12 protein-coding genes are annotated in these 18,035 nt (G+C 62.8%); 1 reads left to right on the top strand and 11 read right to left on the bottom strand.

The features are described 5' to 3' along the window. Nucleotides 1–30 precede the first annotated feature (30 nt). Nucleotides 31–444: a VOC family protein gene (locus tag ACI7M0_RS22765; protein WP_010955354.1), complete on the top strand. Its 414-nt coding sequence runs from the start codon at nucleotides 31–33 to the stop codon at nucleotides 442–444. A gap of 102 nt (nucleotides 445–546) precedes the next feature. On the opposite strand, the gene ACI7M0_RS22760 is transcribed toward ACI7M0_RS22765, so the two are convergent. The 11 genes from ACI7M0_RS22760 to ACI7M0_RS22710 all read right to left on the bottom strand — a co-directional run bounded on the left by ACI7M0_RS22760 (nucleotide 547) and on the right by ACI7M0_RS22710 (nucleotide 17,792). Next, nucleotides 547–3,483 carry a DUF748 domain-containing protein gene (locus tag ACI7M0_RS22760; protein ID WP_129932211.1) on the bottom strand — a complete coding sequence of 979 codons (2,937 nt, stop codon included), beginning with the start codon at nucleotides 3,481–3,483 and terminating at the stop codon, nucleotides 547–549. A 78-nt stretch (nucleotides 3,484–3,561) separates the two neighbouring features. Next, nucleotides 3,562–4,431 carry an oxygenase MpaB family protein gene (locus ACI7M0_RS22755; protein WP_010955352.1) on the bottom strand — a complete coding sequence of 290 codons (870 nt, stop codon included), beginning with the start codon at nucleotides 4,429–4,431 and terminating at the stop codon, nucleotides 3,562–3,564. Between the two features lie 42 nt (nucleotides 4,432–4,473). Next, nucleotides 4,474–6,408 carry an acetate--CoA ligase gene (gene acs, locus ACI7M0_RS22750; RefSeq protein WP_129932212.1) on the bottom strand — a complete coding sequence of 645 codons (1,935 nt, stop codon included), beginning with the start codon at nucleotides 6,406–6,408 and terminating at the stop codon, nucleotides 4,474–4,476. Between the two features lie 178 nt (nucleotides 6,409–6,586). Further along, nucleotides 6,587–8,251, bottom strand: a complete 1,665-nt coding sequence (gene pgi, locus ACI7M0_RS22745; protein ID WP_104887043.1) for a glucose-6-phosphate isomerase — start codon at nucleotides 8,249–8,251, stop codon at nucleotides 6,587–6,589. Nucleotides 8,252–8,459: 208 nt separating this feature from the next. Further along, nucleotides 8,460–9,323: a pantoate--beta-alanine ligase gene (gene panC / locus ACI7M0_RS22740; RefSeq protein WP_104962583.1), complete on the bottom strand. Its 864-nt coding sequence runs from the start codon at nucleotides 9,321–9,323 to the stop codon at nucleotides 8,460–8,462. Next, nucleotides 9,320–10,120: a 3-methyl-2-oxobutanoate hydroxymethyltransferase gene (gene panB, locus ACI7M0_RS22735; protein ID WP_003249992.1), complete on the bottom strand. Its 801-nt coding sequence runs from the start codon at nucleotides 10,118–10,120 to the stop codon at nucleotides 9,320–9,322. Before panB ends, panC begins: the two co-directional genes overlap by 4 nt. Before the next feature lie 262 nt (nucleotides 10,121–10,382). After that, a complete protein-coding gene (gene folK / locus ACI7M0_RS22730; protein ID WP_104887044.1) occupies nucleotides 10,383–10,862 on the bottom strand; it encodes a 2-amino-4-hydroxy-6-hydroxymethyldihydropteridine diphosphokinase in 480 nt (159 codons plus the stop codon). Continuing rightward, nucleotides 10,859–12,241, bottom strand: a complete 1,383-nt coding sequence (locus ACI7M0_RS22725) for a polynucleotide adenylyltransferase PcnB (protein ID WP_020191715.1) — start codon at nucleotides 12,239–12,241, stop codon at nucleotides 10,859–10,861. Before ACI7M0_RS22725 ends, folK begins: the two co-directional genes overlap by 4 nt. Nucleotides 12,242–13,209: 968 nt before the next feature. Continuing rightward, nucleotides 13,210–14,652 (bottom strand): sigma-54 dependent transcriptional regulator, encoded by a 1,443-nt coding sequence (locus ACI7M0_RS22720; protein ID WP_003249998.1) that lies wholly within the window; start codon nucleotides 14,650–14,652, stop codon nucleotides 13,210–13,212. A 4-nt stretch (nucleotides 14,653–14,656) separates the two neighbouring features. Further along, the gene (locus ACI7M0_RS22715; protein WP_165366975.1) at nucleotides 14,657–17,632 is read right to left on the bottom strand and encodes a sensor histidine kinase; all 2,976 of its coding nucleotides are present in this window, start codon (nucleotides 17,630–17,632) and stop codon (nucleotides 14,657–14,659) included. Then, on the bottom strand, nucleotides 17,616–17,792 hold the full coding sequence (locus ACI7M0_RS22710; RefSeq protein WP_003250005.1) for a hypothetical protein: 177 nt from the start codon (nucleotides 17,790–17,792) through the stop codon (nucleotides 17,616–17,618). The genes ACI7M0_RS22715 and ACI7M0_RS22710 overlap by 17 nt, the downstream gene beginning before the upstream one ends. Nucleotides 17,793–18,035: the final 243 nt, after the last annotated feature.

The following is an 18,035-nucleotide window of genomic DNA, read 5'->3' as shown; positions in this document are numbered from 1 at the left end:
TGAATTGTATACAAAAATGGAGCTTCGCCAATGTCCGAATTGCCCGCCCGTCCTGGCCGCCTGAACGGCCTGCGCCATATCGCCCTGCTGGTGCCCAACCTTGAGGAATGTGAGCGTTTCTACGTCGATGTGCTGGGCATGGAAGTGCTGAACCGCGCCAATGAGGACCTGGTGTACCTCACCTGCGGTAACGACAACCTGTCATTGGGGCGTGGGGCAGGGGCGGCCAACGGGTTGCAGACCCTGGATCACTACGGGTTCATTGTCGACAGCGTGGAGGAGTTGGAAGCCTGGTACCAGTACTTCAAGGCTCATGGCGTGACCTTGCTCGACCGGCCGTTCAACCATGGTGACGGCGCACGCAGCTTCCACCTGCTGGACCCGGCCGGGAACAAGGTTCAACCGCTGTATCACCCGGCGGTGTCGGGGCAACGGTTGGTTTGAAGCCCGTACTGCCCTCTTCGCGGGCACGCTCGTTCCCACAGGTATTGCGCAGGCCTGTGGGGGCGGGCGTGCTTGCGAAGAGGCCAGGCCTGCCGGAGGGGATTACTCGGCATCCAGATGCATCGGCGTAATCACCCGCCCATCGCTTTCAGGCTGCCCCAGGCTGGTGTCGATGAAGTACACCCGGTCATCTTCAAGCTTGCCCTTGTCCACGAGGTAGTCCTTGATGCTGCTGGCCCGCTCCTGGCCCAATGTACGCAGCAAGGCGGTACTCTCAGCCCAAGACTTGATCACCGCGGCGCGCAGCTTGGCGGTACGCTCGTCACGGCTCAGTTGCTCCCATTCTGCTGGCGGCTGCTGTTTCAGGCGGGTGCGGTAAATGCCTTCGAGCATCGCGGGCTTGTCGCTGTCGTCCACCACCAGCATCGAGGCATTGGCCGGCACCTTGTCACCCCGTCGCTGCAGGATCTTGTACCAGGTGGCCTGGTACTCACGCTCAAGGCGCTGTTGGGCAATCAGCGGGCCATCGCTGGCCTGGGCGCTGGTGCCTTCGATTTCCAGGCGCAGTTCCGGGCGCTCTTTCAGCGCGGATGCCAGCTTGTCCAGGGACGACTGGGCCTCGCTGCTGAGTTCGCTGGAGCCGGGGGCGAACGCCACGTTGCCAAGGTCTTCCGAGCTGCCGCCGCTGATCAGCCCGCCAATGAATTTGAATGGCGCCTGCGCCGCGCGCAGCACCAGGTTGCGCAGGGTTTGCCAAACAATCGGCATCACGCTGAATTGCGGGTTGTTGAGGTCGCCAGACACCGGCAGCTCGATCGAGATCTTGCCCTCGGTATCCTTCAGCAATGCCACCGCCAGGCGGATCGGCAGGTCGACCGCATCCGGGCTGTCGACTTTCTCGCCCAGCTGCAGTTGCTCCACTACTACCTTGTTCTCGGCCTTGAGCTGGCCGTTGGTGATCAAGTAGTGCAGGTCCAGGTTCAGCCGCCCTTTGCGGATGCGGAAACCGGCGAACTTGCCGGAGTAGGGCGTCAGCGTGGTCAGTTCGACACGCTTGAAGCTGGTGGCAATGTCCAGGCTGGCCAGTGGGTTGAACGGGTTGAGTGCGCCCTTGATGGTGACCGGTGCGTAGCGGTCTACCTTGCCTTTGACGTCGACCTTGGCCGGCTGTGGCTTGCGGTTGTCGATGGTGCCGATCTGGCCGTTGAGTTGCTGGATGGCCGTGGCGAAGTTGGGGGTAAGCGACAGGTCGGCAAAGTTGGCCGAGCCGTCGTTGATGTCGATCTGTCCGATATGGATGCCAAGCGGCTTGTTGTTGCTGGCCGTGGTCGGCTTGGGCTGGCTGCTCGCCGGGGCGTCGGCCGGTTGCGGGATCAGCAGGTCATTGACATTGGTGGTGCGGTCTTCGTTGATGATGAAGCGTGCATAGGGCTGCAGCAGGGTCACCTTGTCGATCGACAGAGCATCGCCGTGCACGTAGGACAAGCCGTCGACGTTCACCTGCTGCCATTTGACGAAGTCTCGGCTCTTGATGGTGTCGAGGGTGTGCAACTGGCTGACCTGCGCCTTGCCGGTCACATTGAAGGCCAGCGGCGCGGTGTTCTTCAGGTCGACCTTGAGGTCGCTGGAGAGCATGCCGCTGCGCAGCTCCAGCAGGATGAACGGGCTGATGTAGGCCTGGGCCACACGCAGGTCGATGTCGCGGGTGCTCACATCCAGCTTTGCCCATATCGGTGCCAGGTTGACCTGGCCTGCGGCCTGCAGCTTGCCTTGCTTGCCCACACCGGTATCGAGTTTGAGGGTGAAGGGCGACTGGTTGAGGCTGTCGAAACCTTGCAGGTCGGCGTTGAGAGGGCCAATGTCCAAGGCTACCGGTTCCTTCTGGCTGCGATCTGCCAGATGCACCAGGTAGTTGCGCAACTGCACGTCCTTGAGCAGCACTTGCCAAGGCTTGCTTGGCTCTTTGGCAGCTTTCTCTTCAGGCGTAGGTTCCGCGGCAGCCGGCTCGGCCTTTTCCTTCGGCGTGGCCTTGGCGGGTTGGCTGGCGAACAGCTTCTGCCAGTCGAGCTGGCCATCTTTTTCCAGCGCCGCCCAGGTTTCGAGCTTTTCGCTGCGGACCTTGCCCACGGTGACCTGCTGCTTGACCAGATCGATGGAGGTTTCGCTAACCTCCAGGCTGGCCAGACGTGCCAACGGTCGGCCATCCGGCGCCTTGATGGCGAATGGCGCGATGCGCACGGAGAGGTTATCCAGCAGCAGCTCGGTCTGTTTGGCGAGGTTGAGCTTGTAATGCGTATCGAGGCTTACCACGCCGTCTTCCAGCACCAGTGGCACGGCATCGCGCACGTAGGGCCAGAACAGCTTCATCTTGCCGTCAGTGACCTTCAGTGTGCCTTCGGAGGCGATCGGCGACAGGCTCAGGGTGCCCTTCCAGTCGATGCGTCCGCCGTGCGGGCCGCTGGCCACCAAGGTCATGTCGGCATTGTCGTTGGGCAGGGTGCTGAGGTTTTTCAGCTCCAGATTCATGTTGTCGTAGAGGAATTCGATCGGCTCGCTGGGGCGCAGGTCTTCGAAGTGCAGGTAGCCGTCGACGAGTTTGATGCTGCCAATACGCAGCGGGAACGGGTCGCTGGGCGGCTCTTCGGGTTTGGCTTCGCTGGCCGGTAGTTTGAACAACCCGGTCAGGTTGAGGGTACCGTCCTTGGCGAACAGCACTTCGTTGCGCGGCTTGTCGAGTTCCACCGCTTCCAGATGCAGGGCTTTGGTCCACAGGCTGTCGAGCGAGGCGTTAGCGTAAAGACGCTCGAAGCCGACCTGCTCCTTGCCCGGCTCGCCGATCTGCAGGCCCCACAGCGTCAGCTCAAGGCTGAAGGGGTTGAGTTCGATCCGTTCGAGGTGAGCCGGCACGGTGGCGTATTGGGCCAACTGCTGGTTGGCAATGCGCAGTGCGACACCAGGAAGAATGAGAAAGCCAAGCAGGCTATACAGGGCTACCAAGGCCACGATTGCGCCAGCGGCGCGAGTCAATCCTTTGTACATGTGTCGCTTCGTCAGTCTAAGCAGGAGTGCTTGGAGTATGGCACGTTAAATCAGTTCCGCAGGGGCCACCCTTTGCGCTCAATCAATGCCCATGCGCCGTTTGGCCCGGTGTGCCGAGCCGTCGCGCATTGCCCAGCGCAGTACCGGCGCGGTGCGTCGCAGGCCCAGGCGAATCAGGCGCTGTTGCAGAGGCCCGTGCTGCAGGCCGAGCAGGGCCTGGGCCCAGCCGGGCAGCAAGTCGATACCCGCGTGCAGCATCAGTTTGCCAACCGGCTGTGCCAGGCGGCTGGGGGCAGGGGCGTCGAGCAGGATTCGTATCACCTCATGGCTGCGCGCATCACAATGCAGCTGCGGGCGTATGTGTTGCAGATAGTCTTCAACTTGCTGACACGAGCGCGGCACGTCACGGGCGCCAAGGCGCTCGGCGATCAGGGCGATTTCGTTGTAATAGGCATCCTGCTCGGCGCGTGGCAGGCGTGGGTTGCGGTAACGCAGGTGGGCAGCGAGGAAACGGCTGACCTCCGCTACATGCACCCAGGTCAACAGATCCGGGTCGCTGGCCGCATAGGGGCGGCCATCTGGTGCCGTGCCGGTGACCTGCAGGTGAATGGTGCGCACTTTGTCGATCAGCCACTCGGCATCGCCCGTGGCGCCGAAGGTGGTGCCGGAAATGAACTGGCTGGTGCGGCGCAAGCGGCCGAGCAGGTCTTCACGAAAGTTGGAGTGGTCCCACACACCGGCCAGGGCCAGGGGATGCAACAACTGCAGCATCAGCGCGCTGATGCCACCGACCAGCATGCTCGGGAAGTCGCCATGGACGCGCCAGCTGATGCTGTGCGGGCCGAACAGGCCGGGGTCGCCCTTGGGCGATTCCAGGTCGAGCTGGCCGAGGGCCAGCCCGGTGAGGCTCATGACCTGGGTTTCGATGCGGCGACGAAGGGCTTCCATGGCGACCTGCTGTGCAGGGCGGCCATGATTGCTGGCCGCCGGTTACTGGTTGAGGCGTTTGTCGATCAGGCCCTGTACCACGCTTGGGTCGGCCAGGGTCGAGGTATCGCCCAGGTTTTCCAGCTCATTGCAGGCGATTTTGCGCAGTATACGCCGCATGATCTTGCCTGAGCGCGTCTTGGGTAGCGCTGGCGCCCACTGAATCAGCTCAGGCTTGGCGAAGCTGCCGATTTCCTTGCTGACCAGGGCCAGCAGCTCGGCCTTGAGCGTGTCATCTGGTGTCACGCCATTCATGGTCGTGACGAAGGCGTAGACGCCTTGGCCCTTGAGGTCGTGGGGGTAGCCGACCACCGCGGCTTCGGCCACGCTGTCATGCAGCACCAGTGCGCTTTCCACTTCAGCGGTGCCGATGCGGTGCCCGGACACGTTGATCACATCGTCGATGCGCCCGGTGATCCAGTAGTCGCCATCGGCATCGCGACGGGCACCGTCGCCAGTGAAGTAGTAGCCGGGCAAGGGCTTGAAGTAGGTGTCGACCATCCGTTGGTGGTCGCCGTAGACGCTGCGGATCTGCCCGGGCCAGCTGGCTTTGATCGCCAGCACGCCGGCGCCGGGGCCTTCGATCAGTTTGCCTTTTTCGTCCAGCAGCACCGGTTGCACGCCGAACATCGGCTGGGTGGCGCAGCCGGGTTTGAGTGACTGTGTGCCGGGCAGTGGGGTGAGCATGATGCCGCCGGTTTCGGTCTGCCACCAGGTATCCACAATCGGGCAGCGCTTTTGCCCGACCTCCTCGAAGTACCATTCCCAGGCTTCCGGGTTGATCGGCTCGCCGACGCTGCCCAGCAGACGCAGGCTTTTGCGTGAGGTGCTCTGCAGTGGCGCGGAGCCCTCACGCATCAGTGCGCGCAGGGCGGTCGGGGCGGTGTAGAAGATGTTCACCTGGTGCTTGTCCACCACCTGCCAGAAGCGCGAGGTGTCGGGGTAGTTGGGCACGCCTTCGAACATCAGCGAGATTGCACCATTGGCCAGCGGGCCATAGACGATGTAGCTGTGGCCGGTCACCCAGCCGACATCGGCGGTGCACCAGAACACCTCGCCGTCACGATAATCGAACACCACCTTGAAGGTCATCGTTGCCTGCAGCAGGTAGCCGCCGGTGGTATGCAGCACTCCTTTGGGTTTGCCGGTGCTGCCGGAGGTGTAGAGGATGAACAACGGGTCTTCGGCCTCCATCGGTTCTGGGGGGCAGTCGTCGCCGGCATCCTTCGTCGCTTCGTGATACCAGAGGTCGCGGCCCTCGGTCCAGGCAACATCGCCGCCAGTGCGGCGCACCACCAACACGCTACTGACCGCTGGGCAGCTGGCCAGGGCCTTGTCGACGTTCTGTTTCAGCGGGATGCGTTTGCCGCCACGCACGCCTTCATCGGCGGTGATCACGGTGCGGCAGTCGGCATCGAGAATGCGGTCTCGCAAGGCATCGGGGGAGAAACCGCCGAACACCACCGAGTGGATGGCGCCGATGCGGGTGCAGGCGAGCATGGCGAAGGCGGCCTCGGGAATCATTGGCATGTAGATGCACACCCGGTCGCCTTTCTTCACACCGCGCGCTTTCATTGCATTGGCCAGGCGGCAGACCTGACGGTGCAGTTCGCGGTAGGTGATGGCCTTGGAGTCCTTGGGATCGTCGCCTTCCCACTGCAGGGCCGTTTGCTCGCCTCGCTGGGCCAGGTGACGGTCGATGCAGTTGTAGCTGACGTTGAGTTGCGCGCCGTCGAACCAGCGGGCCTTGCCGGTAAGCAGGTCGCATTGCTGCACGCTTGACCACGGTTTGATCCAGTCCAGGCGTTTGGCCTGTTCGGCCCAGAAGGTGTCTGGGTCTTCGACCGACTGGCGGTAGAGGCGGCGGTAGTCTTCGGGGGTGAGGGCGGCGGACTGGCTGACGGCCAGGGCCTGGGGGTATTTGCGGATATCGAACATGGCGGGTGGTCCTGCTCTTGTAAGGGGCGATGGACTGCAACGGCTATTCGATAGGACAGTGTAGCTGGGAGCGGTGTTCAACCTGGGCCGGCCTCTTCGCGGGTAAACCCGCTCCTACGAGGTAACGCGTTGCCTGGTAGGCGGGTTTACCCGCGAAGAGGCCGGCACAAGCTTCGGATCAACCGCGGTGACGGCCGCGGAAGTAGTTGATCAGGCCTTGGGTGGAACCGTCTTCGGCGCTGTCTTCCAGGCTGCCGACCAAGCGCTGGTAAACGCCCTTGCCCAGTTCCTTACCCAGCTCGACGCCCCACTGATCGAAGGCGTTGATACCCCAGATAACGCTCTGTACGAACACCTTGTGCTCGTACATCGCCACCAACGCGCCCAGGCGCCGCGGGCTGATGCGCTCGACCACCAACGTGTTGCTCGGGCGGTTACCCGGGATCACCTTGTGCGGGGCCAGCTTTTCGATGTCTGCTTCGTTGAGGCCTTTAGCGCGCAATTCGGCTTCGGCTTCCTCGCGGGTTTTGCCCAGCATCAGCGCCTGGCTCTGCGACAGGCAGTTGGCGTACAGCCACTGGTGGTGGTCGGCCACCGGGTTGAAGCTCACCACCGGCACGATGAAATCGGCCGGAATCAACTGGGTGCCCTGGTGCAGCAACTGGTGGTAGGCATGCTGGCCGTTGCAGCCCACGCCGCCCCAGATCACCGGCCCGGTGTCGGTCTTCACCGGGGTACCGTCTTGCAGCACGCTCTTGCCGTTGGATTCCATGTCCAGCTGCTGCAGGTGCTTGGTGATGTTGCGCAGGTAGTGGTCGTACGGCAGGATCGCGTGGCTGTTCGCGTCCCAGAAGTTGCCATACCACACGCCCAGCAGGGCCAGTAGCACCGGCATGTTCTTGTCGAACGGTGCGGTCTGGAAGTGCTGGTCCATGGTGTAGGCACCGGACAGCAGTTCCTTGAAGTTGGCAGTGCCGATGGCCAGGGCGATCGGCAGGCCGATGGCCGACCACAGCGAGTAGCGCCCACCTACCCAGTCCCACATCGGGAAGATGTTTTCTTCGCGGATACCGAACGCTACAGCAGCGGCCTTGTTGCTGGATACGGCAATGAAATGGCGGTACAGCTCGGCTTCCGAGCCGCCTTGGGCCAGGTACCAGGTCCGCGCGGCCATGGCGTTTTTCAGTGTCTCGAGGGTGTTGAACGACTTCGACGAGACGATGAACAGGGTGGTTTCGGCGCGCAGGTTGGCCGACAGCTCGTGGAACTCGCTGCCGTCGATATTGGCCAGGTAGTGGCAGCGCACGCCGCGCTGGGCGTAGGGTAGCAGCGCTTCGGAAACCAGCTCGGGGCCGAGGAACGAACCGCCAATGCCAATGTTGACCACGTCGGTGATCGGCTTTTCGCTGTAGCCGCGCCACAGGCCATCGTGAATGCGACCAACCAGTTCGGTAATCTGGTTGAGCACCTTGTGCACTTCCGGCATGACGTTCACGCCGTTGACACTGAGTTTGTCACCTACAGGCCGGCGCAAGGCGGTGTGCAGCACCGGGCGGCCTTCGGAGGCATTGATGATCTCACCACCGAACATCGACTTGATGGCGTCCTGCAGGCCCACTTCATTGGCCAGGTTGACCAGCAGATCGCGGCTTTGCTCGGTGATCAGGTTTTTCGAGTAGTCGAGGAACAGGCCGCAAGCGCTGAGGGAAAACTGGTCGAAGCGCTTGGCATCGGCGGCGAAGGCTTCGCGCATGCTGAAGCTTTGCATGGCGTCGCGGTGTTTCTGAAGCGCCTGCCAGGCGGGCAGGGCCGTCACATCGTGGGGTGTACGGTAATACGCCATTGCGCGGGGTTCCCTTGGTGCGTGGTGAGGGCTTGGACACGGCAGTCGATGCCGGGTTCAGGCTGGCACCATTATAGGCAAAGGCCACGTGCTGGGAATGGGTATGGCAGGGGGATTTTGGTGGGGCATTGCAAGCAAGCCCGCCCCTACAGATAAACGCGCAGGAGCGGGCTTGCCCGCGAATGGGCTGCAAGGCAGCCCAAGACCGTTATGCGGTCTTCTCTTCCAAATGCAGGTAGAGATTGTCGATCAACCGTGTGTTACCCAGGTAAGCCGCCGCAATCACCACCAGGTCTCGATCATCGATCACTGCCGGGCGCAAACTTACGGCATGGCGTACTTCCAGGTAATCCGGACGGAAACCCGCTGCGCTCAGTTGCGCCTGGCCTTCAGCGACCAGCGCGGCAAAATCCCGCTGGCCACGGCCGATGCCCGCTGCAATGTGCTGCAGTGTGCGGTACAGCGCTGGCGCAGCAGTACGCTGCTCTGGCGTGAGGTAGCCATTGCGCGACGACAGCGCCAAGCCATCTTCGGCACGCACGGTGGGTTCGCCGATGATCTGGATCGGCATGTTCAGGTCGCGCACCATGGCGCGGATCACCGCCAACTGCTGATAGTCCTTCTCGCCGAACACGGCAAGGTCTGGCTGGACCATGTTGAACAGCTTGTTCACCACGGTGGCCACACCCTCGAAATGCCCAGGCCGGCTGGCGCCGCACAGGCCTTCGGAAAGCTGGGGCACGCTGACGCGGGTTTGCACGCTCATGCCGTCGGGGTACATCTCTTCCACCGTGGGCGCGAACAGCAGGTTGCAGCCGGCCTGCACCAGGCGCTCCTGGTCGGCTGCCAGGGTGCGTGGGTATTTGTCGAGGTCTTCGTTGGCGCCGAACTGCAGCGGGTTGACGAAGATACTGGCGACCACGAAATCGGCGCGCTGGGCAGCCTTGGCCACCAAGGCCGCATGGCCGCTGTGCAGGTTGCCCATGGTCGGCACGAAACCGATGCGTTTGCCCTCACCGCGCGCGCGGGCCACTGCCGCGCGCAGTTCGCGGACGGTCTTGACTGTATTCATGCACTGAACCCGTGTTCGCTGCCTGGGAAACTGACTTGCTTGACCGCCTCGACGTAAGCGACGAGGGCGCTATGGATATCCGGCTGGCCCTGCATGAAGTTCTTCACGAACTTCGGTACCCGGCCGCTCAGCGACAGGCCGAGCATGTCGTGCAGTACCAGTACCTGGCCATCGGTGGCGCTGCCGGCGCCAATGCCGATTACCGGGATGCCAACGGCATTGGTGATTTCCGCCGCCAGTTCGCTGGGTACGCACTCGAGCAGCAGCATGGCCGCACCGGCCTGTTCCAGGGCAATGGCGTCGGCGCGCATCTGCCGGGCCTGGGCCTCCTGGCGGCCCTGCACTTTGTAGCCGCCCAACACGTTGACGGTTTGCGGGGTCAGGCCCATGTGCGCGCACACCGGCACACCACGTTCGGCCAGCAAGCGGATGGTTTCGGCCAGCCAGGCTGCGCCTTCGATCTTGACCATGTGGGCGCCGGCCTGCATCAGTGTGGCGCTGTTGGCAAAGGCCTGCTCGGGGGTGGCGTGGGCCATGAACGGCAGGTCGGTGAGGATCAGCGCGCCGTCGTTGCCGCGTTTGACGCTGGCGGTGTGGTAGGCCATCTCCGCTGTGGTGACCGGCAAGGTGCTGTCGTGGCCCTGCAGGACCATCCCCAGCGAGTCGCCCACCAGCAACACTTCAACGCCGGCCTGGCTGGCGGCCTTGGCGAAGGTCGCGTCGTAGCAGGTCAGCATGGTGATTTTTTCACCCTTGGCCTTGAGGCCGTTAAGGGTGGTAAGGGTTACTTCAGGCATGTAGGAAATTCCTCGTTCAGGCGCTGTAAAAAACGACTGCATTCAACGCGTGTAGTCATCTTCCGGAGCGGCACATCATCGCGCGTGATGTTCGGGCACAGGTCCGTCCGGGCCTAAATACGGGTATGCGGCACTTTGGTGCCACACGGGACGCCTATAGTCGTGAGCGAGGTGTGGGAAGTCAATCACCCTGTTACCGCATTGTTACGATCAGGGTGTTACTGGCGTTACCGAGGTGGCGATGCAGGCTGGAACGCCCGGTCTACAGGCGTTCCAGGCCGACGAACGGGCATTCGTCGAGCAGTTGCGCGAGGGCGCGGCCATCGGCCAGGCGGAAATCCCCCGGTACCAGTTCGGCCAACGGATACAGCACGAACGGGCGGGCATGCATGTGGTAATGCGGCACTTTCAGGCGTGGCTGGTCGAGTACCTGGTCACCGAACAGCAGGATGTCCAGGTCCAGCGTGCGTGGGCCCCAGCGCTCTTTGCGCACGCGGCCCTGGTCGTTTTCGATGGCCTGCAGCGCATCGAGCAATGCCAGTGGTGCCAGGGCGGTATCCAGGGCGGCGACAGCATTGGTGTAGCGCGGTTGGCCGGGCAGCAGCGAATCGCTGGTGTACAGGGCCGAGGCGGCTACCAGGCGCGTGGCTTCGACCTGGTCCAGCGCCTGAAAGGCGCTACGCAGCTGCTCGGCAGGTGCGTCCAGGTTGCTGCCCAGACCTACGTAGGCGCGAATGGTCACTCGAACGCCTCGTCGCCACTGCGCTTGCGTTTGCTGCTGCTGCGCTTGCGCTTGCGCGGGCCGGCGCTTTCATCACGGCTGCCAAGCTCGCGGATCATCTCGCGGCGCTCGCTGTCGTTTGCGTCCTGGTAATCGGTCCACCACTGGCCCAGGTCGTCGGTTTCTTCCCCGGCGCTTTCACGCAGCAGCAGGAAGTCGTAACCGGCGCGGAAACGCGGGTTGTCCAGCAGCATGTCGGCGCGCTTGCCGCTGCGGCGCGGCAGGCGCTCCTGCATGTCCCAGATCTCGCGGATCGGCAGGGTAAAACGCTTGGGGATGGCAATGCGCGCGCACTGCTCGGCGATCAGGTCGTGGGCCGCACCGTTCATGGCCGGGATCGGCGGCACGCCCTGGTTCTGCAGGTGCAGCACACGGGCCGGCAGGGCTGGCCAGAGCAAAGCAGCAAACAGGAAGGCTGGCGTCACCGGCTTGCCCTGCTTCACGCGCAGGTCGGTGTTGTTCAATGCCTGGCTGATCAGCGTGTGGGTGTAGGTCGGCCGCTCGTCCAGCGCGTGGGCACTGGCCGGGAACAGCGGTTCGAACAACTCCAGGTCAACCAGCATTTCGAAGGCGATGGCACCTTGGCCGCTGAGGAACAGCTTGAGGCATTCCTCGAACAGGCGCGCGGGTGGAATCTCGCGCAGCATCGGGGCCAGGCCGCGAATCGGCAGGTAAGTGTGCTTTTCGATGCCAAAGTCGAGCTTGGCGGCAAAGCGCACCGCGCGCAGCATGCGCACCGGGTCTTCCTGGTAGCGGTGGGTCGGGTCTCCGATCAGCCGCAGCAGGCGATTGCGCACGTCGTGCACACCGTTGGCGTAATCGAGAATGCGCTCGCTGACCGGATCGTAGTACAGGGCGTTGATGGTGAAGTCGCGGCGTTGCGCGTCCTCTTCCAGGGTGCCGTACACGTTGTCTCGCAGAATGCGGCCACTGGCGTTATGCGACGAACGGTGGGCATCGCCCTGGTCGTCCTCGGAGTGGTGGGCGCGGAAGGTGGCGACTTCAATGATCTCACGGCCGAAATGCACATGGACCAATTTGAAGCGACGACCAATGATGCGGGCGTTGCGGAACTCGGCACGGACCTGTTCGGGGGTGGCGCTGGTGGCGACGTCGAAGTCCTTGGGCGTGATGCCCAGCATCAGGTCGCGGACACAGCCACCGACCAGGTAAGCCTGGTAGCCGGCGCTTTGCAGCCGCTCCACGATGTTTACCGCATGACGGCTGAACTGGTGGCGCTGCAGCGAGTGCTGGCTCTTGTTGATCACCTCGGGCGTGGTGCGCCTGTGGTGCGGGCCCGGTACGGGCGGGCGGAAAGACTGGAACAGCTTCTTCAGCATGGGATGCACTGTGTGAAGGAATGTTCGGCCAAGAATAGGAGAATGGCCGCATGATGGGCGGGGATTCTAGCATTTACTCGGGGAATGGTGTAGGCGGGTAGCAGGATGCCTGCCAGAAGGGTAGAAACGACAAGGGGAGCCTAAGCTCCCCAAGAAGTCGTTGCGTGCTCTTATTGTTTTTTTGCTGGGCTTCTTGTTTTTGTTGAGTGCCCTGCCCACAAATCTCGAAACTTGTGGACGACCCCCAAACCGGGGGTAAAGAGCAAACGGATTGCTTTGGCCGCTGATGACACGTTGATCTGTCGATCCAACCAGTTCAGGCGCTGCTTTTAGTGCAGTTTTTGTTGTTCTCTGCCTGGTTGTGGGGCAAGCCCCAAACACGCATCCTCTCCAAAAGAATCAGTTAGCTGCGCCTCCGCCATCTTGTTTTTATTGTGCGTGAGCCGTTTCGTCTTGTTCTTATTCTGAGTTGCAGTGGTTGTTATTGTTCTTGTACCAAACATATAGCAGGTGCCGTGCCAACTTTTCAAAACTCAATAAAATCAAGGGGTTGAGCGGGTTCTGCAGTTTTTGGCAGGTCGAAAATGTCGCAATTTCGTTACCGTACGCCTCGGGGACTGTTACGGCGGAAAGCTTGGGTAACAGATTTTTACGGGAGGTGAGGTGTTACCTGGGGTGTTCGCCGTGACACGTTCAGCGCCGGTGAGACCGAGCGCCGCCCGCGCGGCGCTTCGCGGCTAAAGCCGCTCCTACATTTGTTCGGGCCAATTTTTTCTGTGGGATTTGCGCGCGAGCGCCTTGGCGCATGGCTCGAGATTGCGTCGTACAACAAGGCGGTCGCGCGCGTGTGGCGCAGGAGGGACTGGCCCGAAACAAATGTAGGAGCGGCTTTAGCCGCGAAGCGCCGCGCGGGCGGCGCTCGATCTCACCGACGCCGCTTAGGCTGCGGCGTGCGGTGCGCAGGTGGGTTATTCGCTGGTAGCGTTGCTCTTGCGCCGTGGGATGCCCAGGCGCTGGCGGCGTTCCCACAGGCACTTGCGGCTGACGCCGAGCTTGCGTGCCAATTCGGTCTCGGTCATGTGGTCCTGGTGTTCAAGCACGAAGTGCTGGAAGTAGTCTTCCAGCGACAGGTCTTCGGTCGGCTCGTGGCTGGCATTGCCCGCGTTGGCCACCACCAGGGCATTGTCGAGGATGTCGTCCTCTTCCAGGTCGCTCAGCTCGATGTCGATGCCCAGCAGCTCGGCGGAAATTTCTGCGCTCTCGCTGAGGATCACCGCGCGCTCCACGGCGTTTTCCAGTTCACGCACGTTACCGGGCCAGCTGTAGTGACGAATGGCTTGCTCGGCCTCGGCCGAGAAGTGCAGGTCGTCGCGGCCGATGCGAGCGCTCTGGCGGGCGAGGAAGACGTTGGCGATCTCGTTGACGTCGCTGCCACGCTCGCGCAGAGCCGGCAGCTTCAGGGCGATGACGTGCAGTCGGTAATACAAGTCTTCACGGAACTGGCCGGCCTTGGCCAGGTTTTTCAGGTCGCGGTGGGTCGCGGCGATCAGGCGCACATCGACCTTTTGCGACTGCACCGAACCTACCCGGCGTATCTCGCCTTCCTGCAGCACACGCAGCAGGCGAGCCTGGGCTTCGAGCGGCAGTTCGCCAATTTCATCGAGGAACAGCGTCCCGCCATCGGCGGCCTCCACCAAGCCGGCGCGCCCGGCGCTGGCGCCGGTGAACGCGCCTTTTTCGTGGCCGAACAGTTCGGATTCGATCAGCGTTTCGGGGATGGCCGCGCAGTTCACCGAGATCATCGGTGCCTTGGCCCGGCGAGACAGGTTGTGCAGGGCGCGGGCCACCAGCTCTTTACCGGTGCCCGACTCGCCCTGGATCAGCACATTGGAGTCGGTAGGCGCGACCTTGCGGATCTTGCTGTACATGTCCTGCATGGGCTGGCACGAGCCGATGATGCCGATCTCGCCATTGGCCGTTGCCGCGCTGCCTTTGTCGGGCGCTGTAGCCTTGCCATTGCTGGCGCGTGGCTCGGCAGGCGGTGCAGCAGCGGGGGCGTTCTGCCGGTCACGCAGAATACGCGCTACTGCCTGCAGCATCTCGTCGTGGTCGAAGGGCTTGGCGATGTAGTCCACCGCGCCCATTTTCATCGAGTCCACCGCTGAGCGCAGGCTGGCGTAACTGGTCATGATCAGCACCGGGGTGCCCTGGCCGAGCTTGATCAGCTCGGTGCCGGGCGCGCCTGGCAGGCGCAGGTCGCTGACAATGAGGTCGAAAGTGGCAATGCTGAAGCGTTCCTGGGCTTCCTGCACCGAGCCGGCCTCGCTGACCTGGTACTGGTTCCGCTCAAGCAGGCGACGCAGGGCCGAGCGGATGATGGTTTCGTCTTCGACGATCAGAATGTGCGGCATTGATTCAATTCTCTCGACGGTCTCGAATTTCAGGGGACGTCGCTACGACATGCCGGGGCAGGGTCACGCGGATCCGGGTGCCACGTTGCCGTTCGATATCGGCCGGGCTGTCGATGGTGATTTGCCCATAATGCTCTTCCACGATGGAATAGACCAGAGCGAGCCCCAGTCCGGTTCCTTCGCCCGGGTCCTTGGTGGTGAAGAAGGGTTCGAACAGGCGGTCCATGATGTTCTTCGGAATCCCGCTGCCTTCGTCTTCGACGATCAGGTCGACGGTGTGCTCGTTAACCTCGCTGCGCACGCGCACGGCGCTGCCGGGCGGCGAGGCATCGCGGGCGTTGGAGAGCAGGTTGATCAGCACCTGGGCCAGGCGCTGCGGGTCACCTTCGGCCCAATGGTCCGGGTCGCAAAGGTTGAAGAACTGTACTTCGAAATTGCGCCGGTTCAACGCCAGCAGACCGATGGCATCTTGTGCCACTTCAGCCAGGCACACGGGCTCCTCGCTGTTCTGGTGGCTGCCGCCGGCATGGGCGAAGCTCATCAGCGACTGGACGATGCGCGATACGCGCTTGGTCTGGTCAAGGATCTGGCTGGACAACTCGATGATTTCGCCATCGTCTTCGCGTTCCTCGCGCAGGTTTTGCGCCAGGCAGGCGATGCCGGTGATCGGGTTGCCGATCTCGTGGGCCACGCCGGCGGCCAGGCGGCCGATGCTGGCCAGGCGCTCGGAGTGCACCAGCTTGTCTTCCAGTGCCTGGGTTTCGGTAAGGTCTTCCACCAGCAGTACCAGCCCGCTGTTACCGGGGGCCAGTGGCTCGTCGATGGCTGCCTTGTGCAGGTTCAGCCAGCGCGGCTGGCCGTCCAGCGCCAGGCGCTGCTTGTGCAGGTGCTCGTCGGGCACGTTGATGAAGCCTTGCAGCAGGCCGCGCCAAGGCTCGTCGATGGTGACCAGGCGCGAGCCGACCACATGCTTGGCGGCGATGCCGGTGAGCTCTTCCATGGCCTTGTTCCACATCAGGATTTCCTGGTCCTTGGCCAGCGAGCAGACGCCCATGGGCAACTCCTGCAGGGTCTGGCGATGGTAGCGGCGCAAGGCATCGAGCTCGGCGGCCAACCCGGTCAGGCGCGAGTGGTAGTCTTCCAGGCGGCTTTCGATGAAGTGGATGTCTTCGGTCACGTAGTTTTCGTTACCGGACTTGTACGGCAGGAAAGTCTCGACCATGTCCTGGGCCACGCTCGGCCCCATCAGGCCGGACAGGTTGGCTTCGATGCGGTCGCGCAGGCGGCGCAGGGCATAGGGGCGGCGTTCGTCGAACGGCAGGTAGAGGTCGCGCAGCGCTTGCTCGACTTCCTTTTGCGCGGCCTTGGCGCCCAGCGGCTTGGCCAGCTGGGTGGCGAATTCCTGCGGCGAGGCGGCGTGCAGCTCGCGGCGCTGTGGGCGGCGCACGTTATCCACGGCACAGGCTTCTGCCGCGCTGACTTCTTCGTTGCTGGCGTTGGTGAACAATGAGATCAGGGTGAACAGCAGCACGTTGGCCGCCAGCGAGGCGATGGCTGCCATGTGCCAGCTGGTATCGTCCAGCACATAGATCATGTCCAGCAGCGGGATGTAGAAGCCCTGCAAGTTGCCGAGAAGCGGCAGCAGCATGGTCACCATCCACACCAGGGTGCCGGCAAGCAGCCCGGCGATGAAACCGCGGCGGTTGGCGGTTGGCCAGTAGAGTACCGACAGCACTCCGGGCAGGAACTGCAAGGTGGCGACGAAGGCGACGATGCCCAGGTTGGCCAGGCTCTGGTGGTAGTTCTGGCTCAGGTAGAACATGAAGCCGGCGGTGATGATGGCGACGATCAGTGCACGGCGGGTCCACTTCAGCCAACGGTAGATGTTGCCCTCGGCCGGCGGCTGGTAAAGCGGCAGCACCAGGTGGTTCAGGGCCATGCCCGACAGCGCCAGGGTGGTGACGATGATCAGGCCGCTGGCTGCCGACAGGCCGCCAATGTAGGCCAGCAGTGCCAATGCCTGGTTGTTGGCGGCGATGCCCAGGCCCAAGGTGAAGTACTCGGGGTTGGTGCTGGCGCCCAGGCGCAGGCCAGCCCACAGCACCAGCGGCACGGCAAGACTCATCAGCAGCAGGAACAGCGGCAGGCCCCAGCTGGCGCTGACCAGCGAGCGCGGGTTGAGGTTTTCGGTAAAGGCCATGTGGTACATGTGCGGCATGACGATGGCCGAGGCGAAGAACACCAGCAGCAGGGTGCGCCATGGGCCTTCCTGCAGTGGGGTGTGCAGGGCGGCGAGGGCGGTCTGGTTCTGCAGCAGCCAGACTTCCAGCTCGTGCGGGCCGCCGAATACGCCATACAAGGCATACAGGCCGATACCGCCCAGGGCCAGCAGCTTGATCACCGACTCGAAGGCGATGGCGAATACCAACCCCTCATGTTTTTCGCGCGTGGCGATGTGCCGCGAGCCGAAGAAGATGGTGAACAGAATGATCAGCGTGCAAAAGGCAAAGGCCACCCGGGCCTTGACCGGTTCACCGGTAAGTATGCTGATCGAGTCGGCCACTGCCTGGATCTGCAGGGCCAGCAACGGCAGCACGCCAATCAGCATGATGATGGTGGTCAAGGCTCCGGCCCAGGTACTGCGGAAGCGGAAGGCCAGCAGGTCGGCCAGCGATGACAGCTGGTAGGTGCGGGTGATCTTGAGGATCGGGTAGAGCAGCACCGGCGCTAGCAGGAATGCGCCAGACACCCCCAGGTAACAGGCAAGGAAGCCGTAGCCGTACTGGTAGGCCAGGCCAACCGAGCCATAGAAGGCCCAGGCACTGGCGTAAACGCCCAGCGACAGGGTGTAGGTAAGTGGGTGGCGAATGATCGAACGCGGGATCAGCCCGCGCTCGCTGATCCAGGCCACGCCGAAAAGCACCATGAGGTACCCGGCGCTGATCAGGATCATCTGGGTCAGGCTAAAGCTCATCGGCATCTCGTTGGCTCTGCAGGATGAAGGTGACGACGATCAGGATCAGCCAGAGCAGGTAGGGGCGGTACCAGGCTCCGGTCGGTTCGATCCACCAGTCCATGATGGCCGGGGAGAACAGGTAGATCCCCACGACCAGAAGCAGGACCAAACGATAGATGTACATGCTGGCCTCGATGGTTGGGCGCTACGGGCTTGAACTTATTATTGGCGCAAATGGCAGGGGGGATGCTAGCGGGAATCCACAGCGTTCGCCAAGGGTTTGAATTTACTGGGCTTTTGTTTTTGAGAGGTGGAATGAATGTGCCGGCCTCTTCGCGGGTGAACCCGCTCCTACAGGTAAAGCGTTGCCTCTAGGTTTATTGAGGACCCTGTGGGAGCGGGCGCGCCCGCGAAGAGGCCGGTAAAG

Source organism: Pseudomonas sp. 10(2024), from assembly GCF_045164175.1.
GTDB lineage: Bacteria > Pseudomonadota > Gammaproteobacteria > Pseudomonadales > Pseudomonadaceae > Aquipseudomonas > Aquipseudomonas alloputida.
The sequence above is the reverse complement of the archived record's forward strand: the minus strand, read 5'-3'. Positions and strand labels throughout refer to the sequence as shown.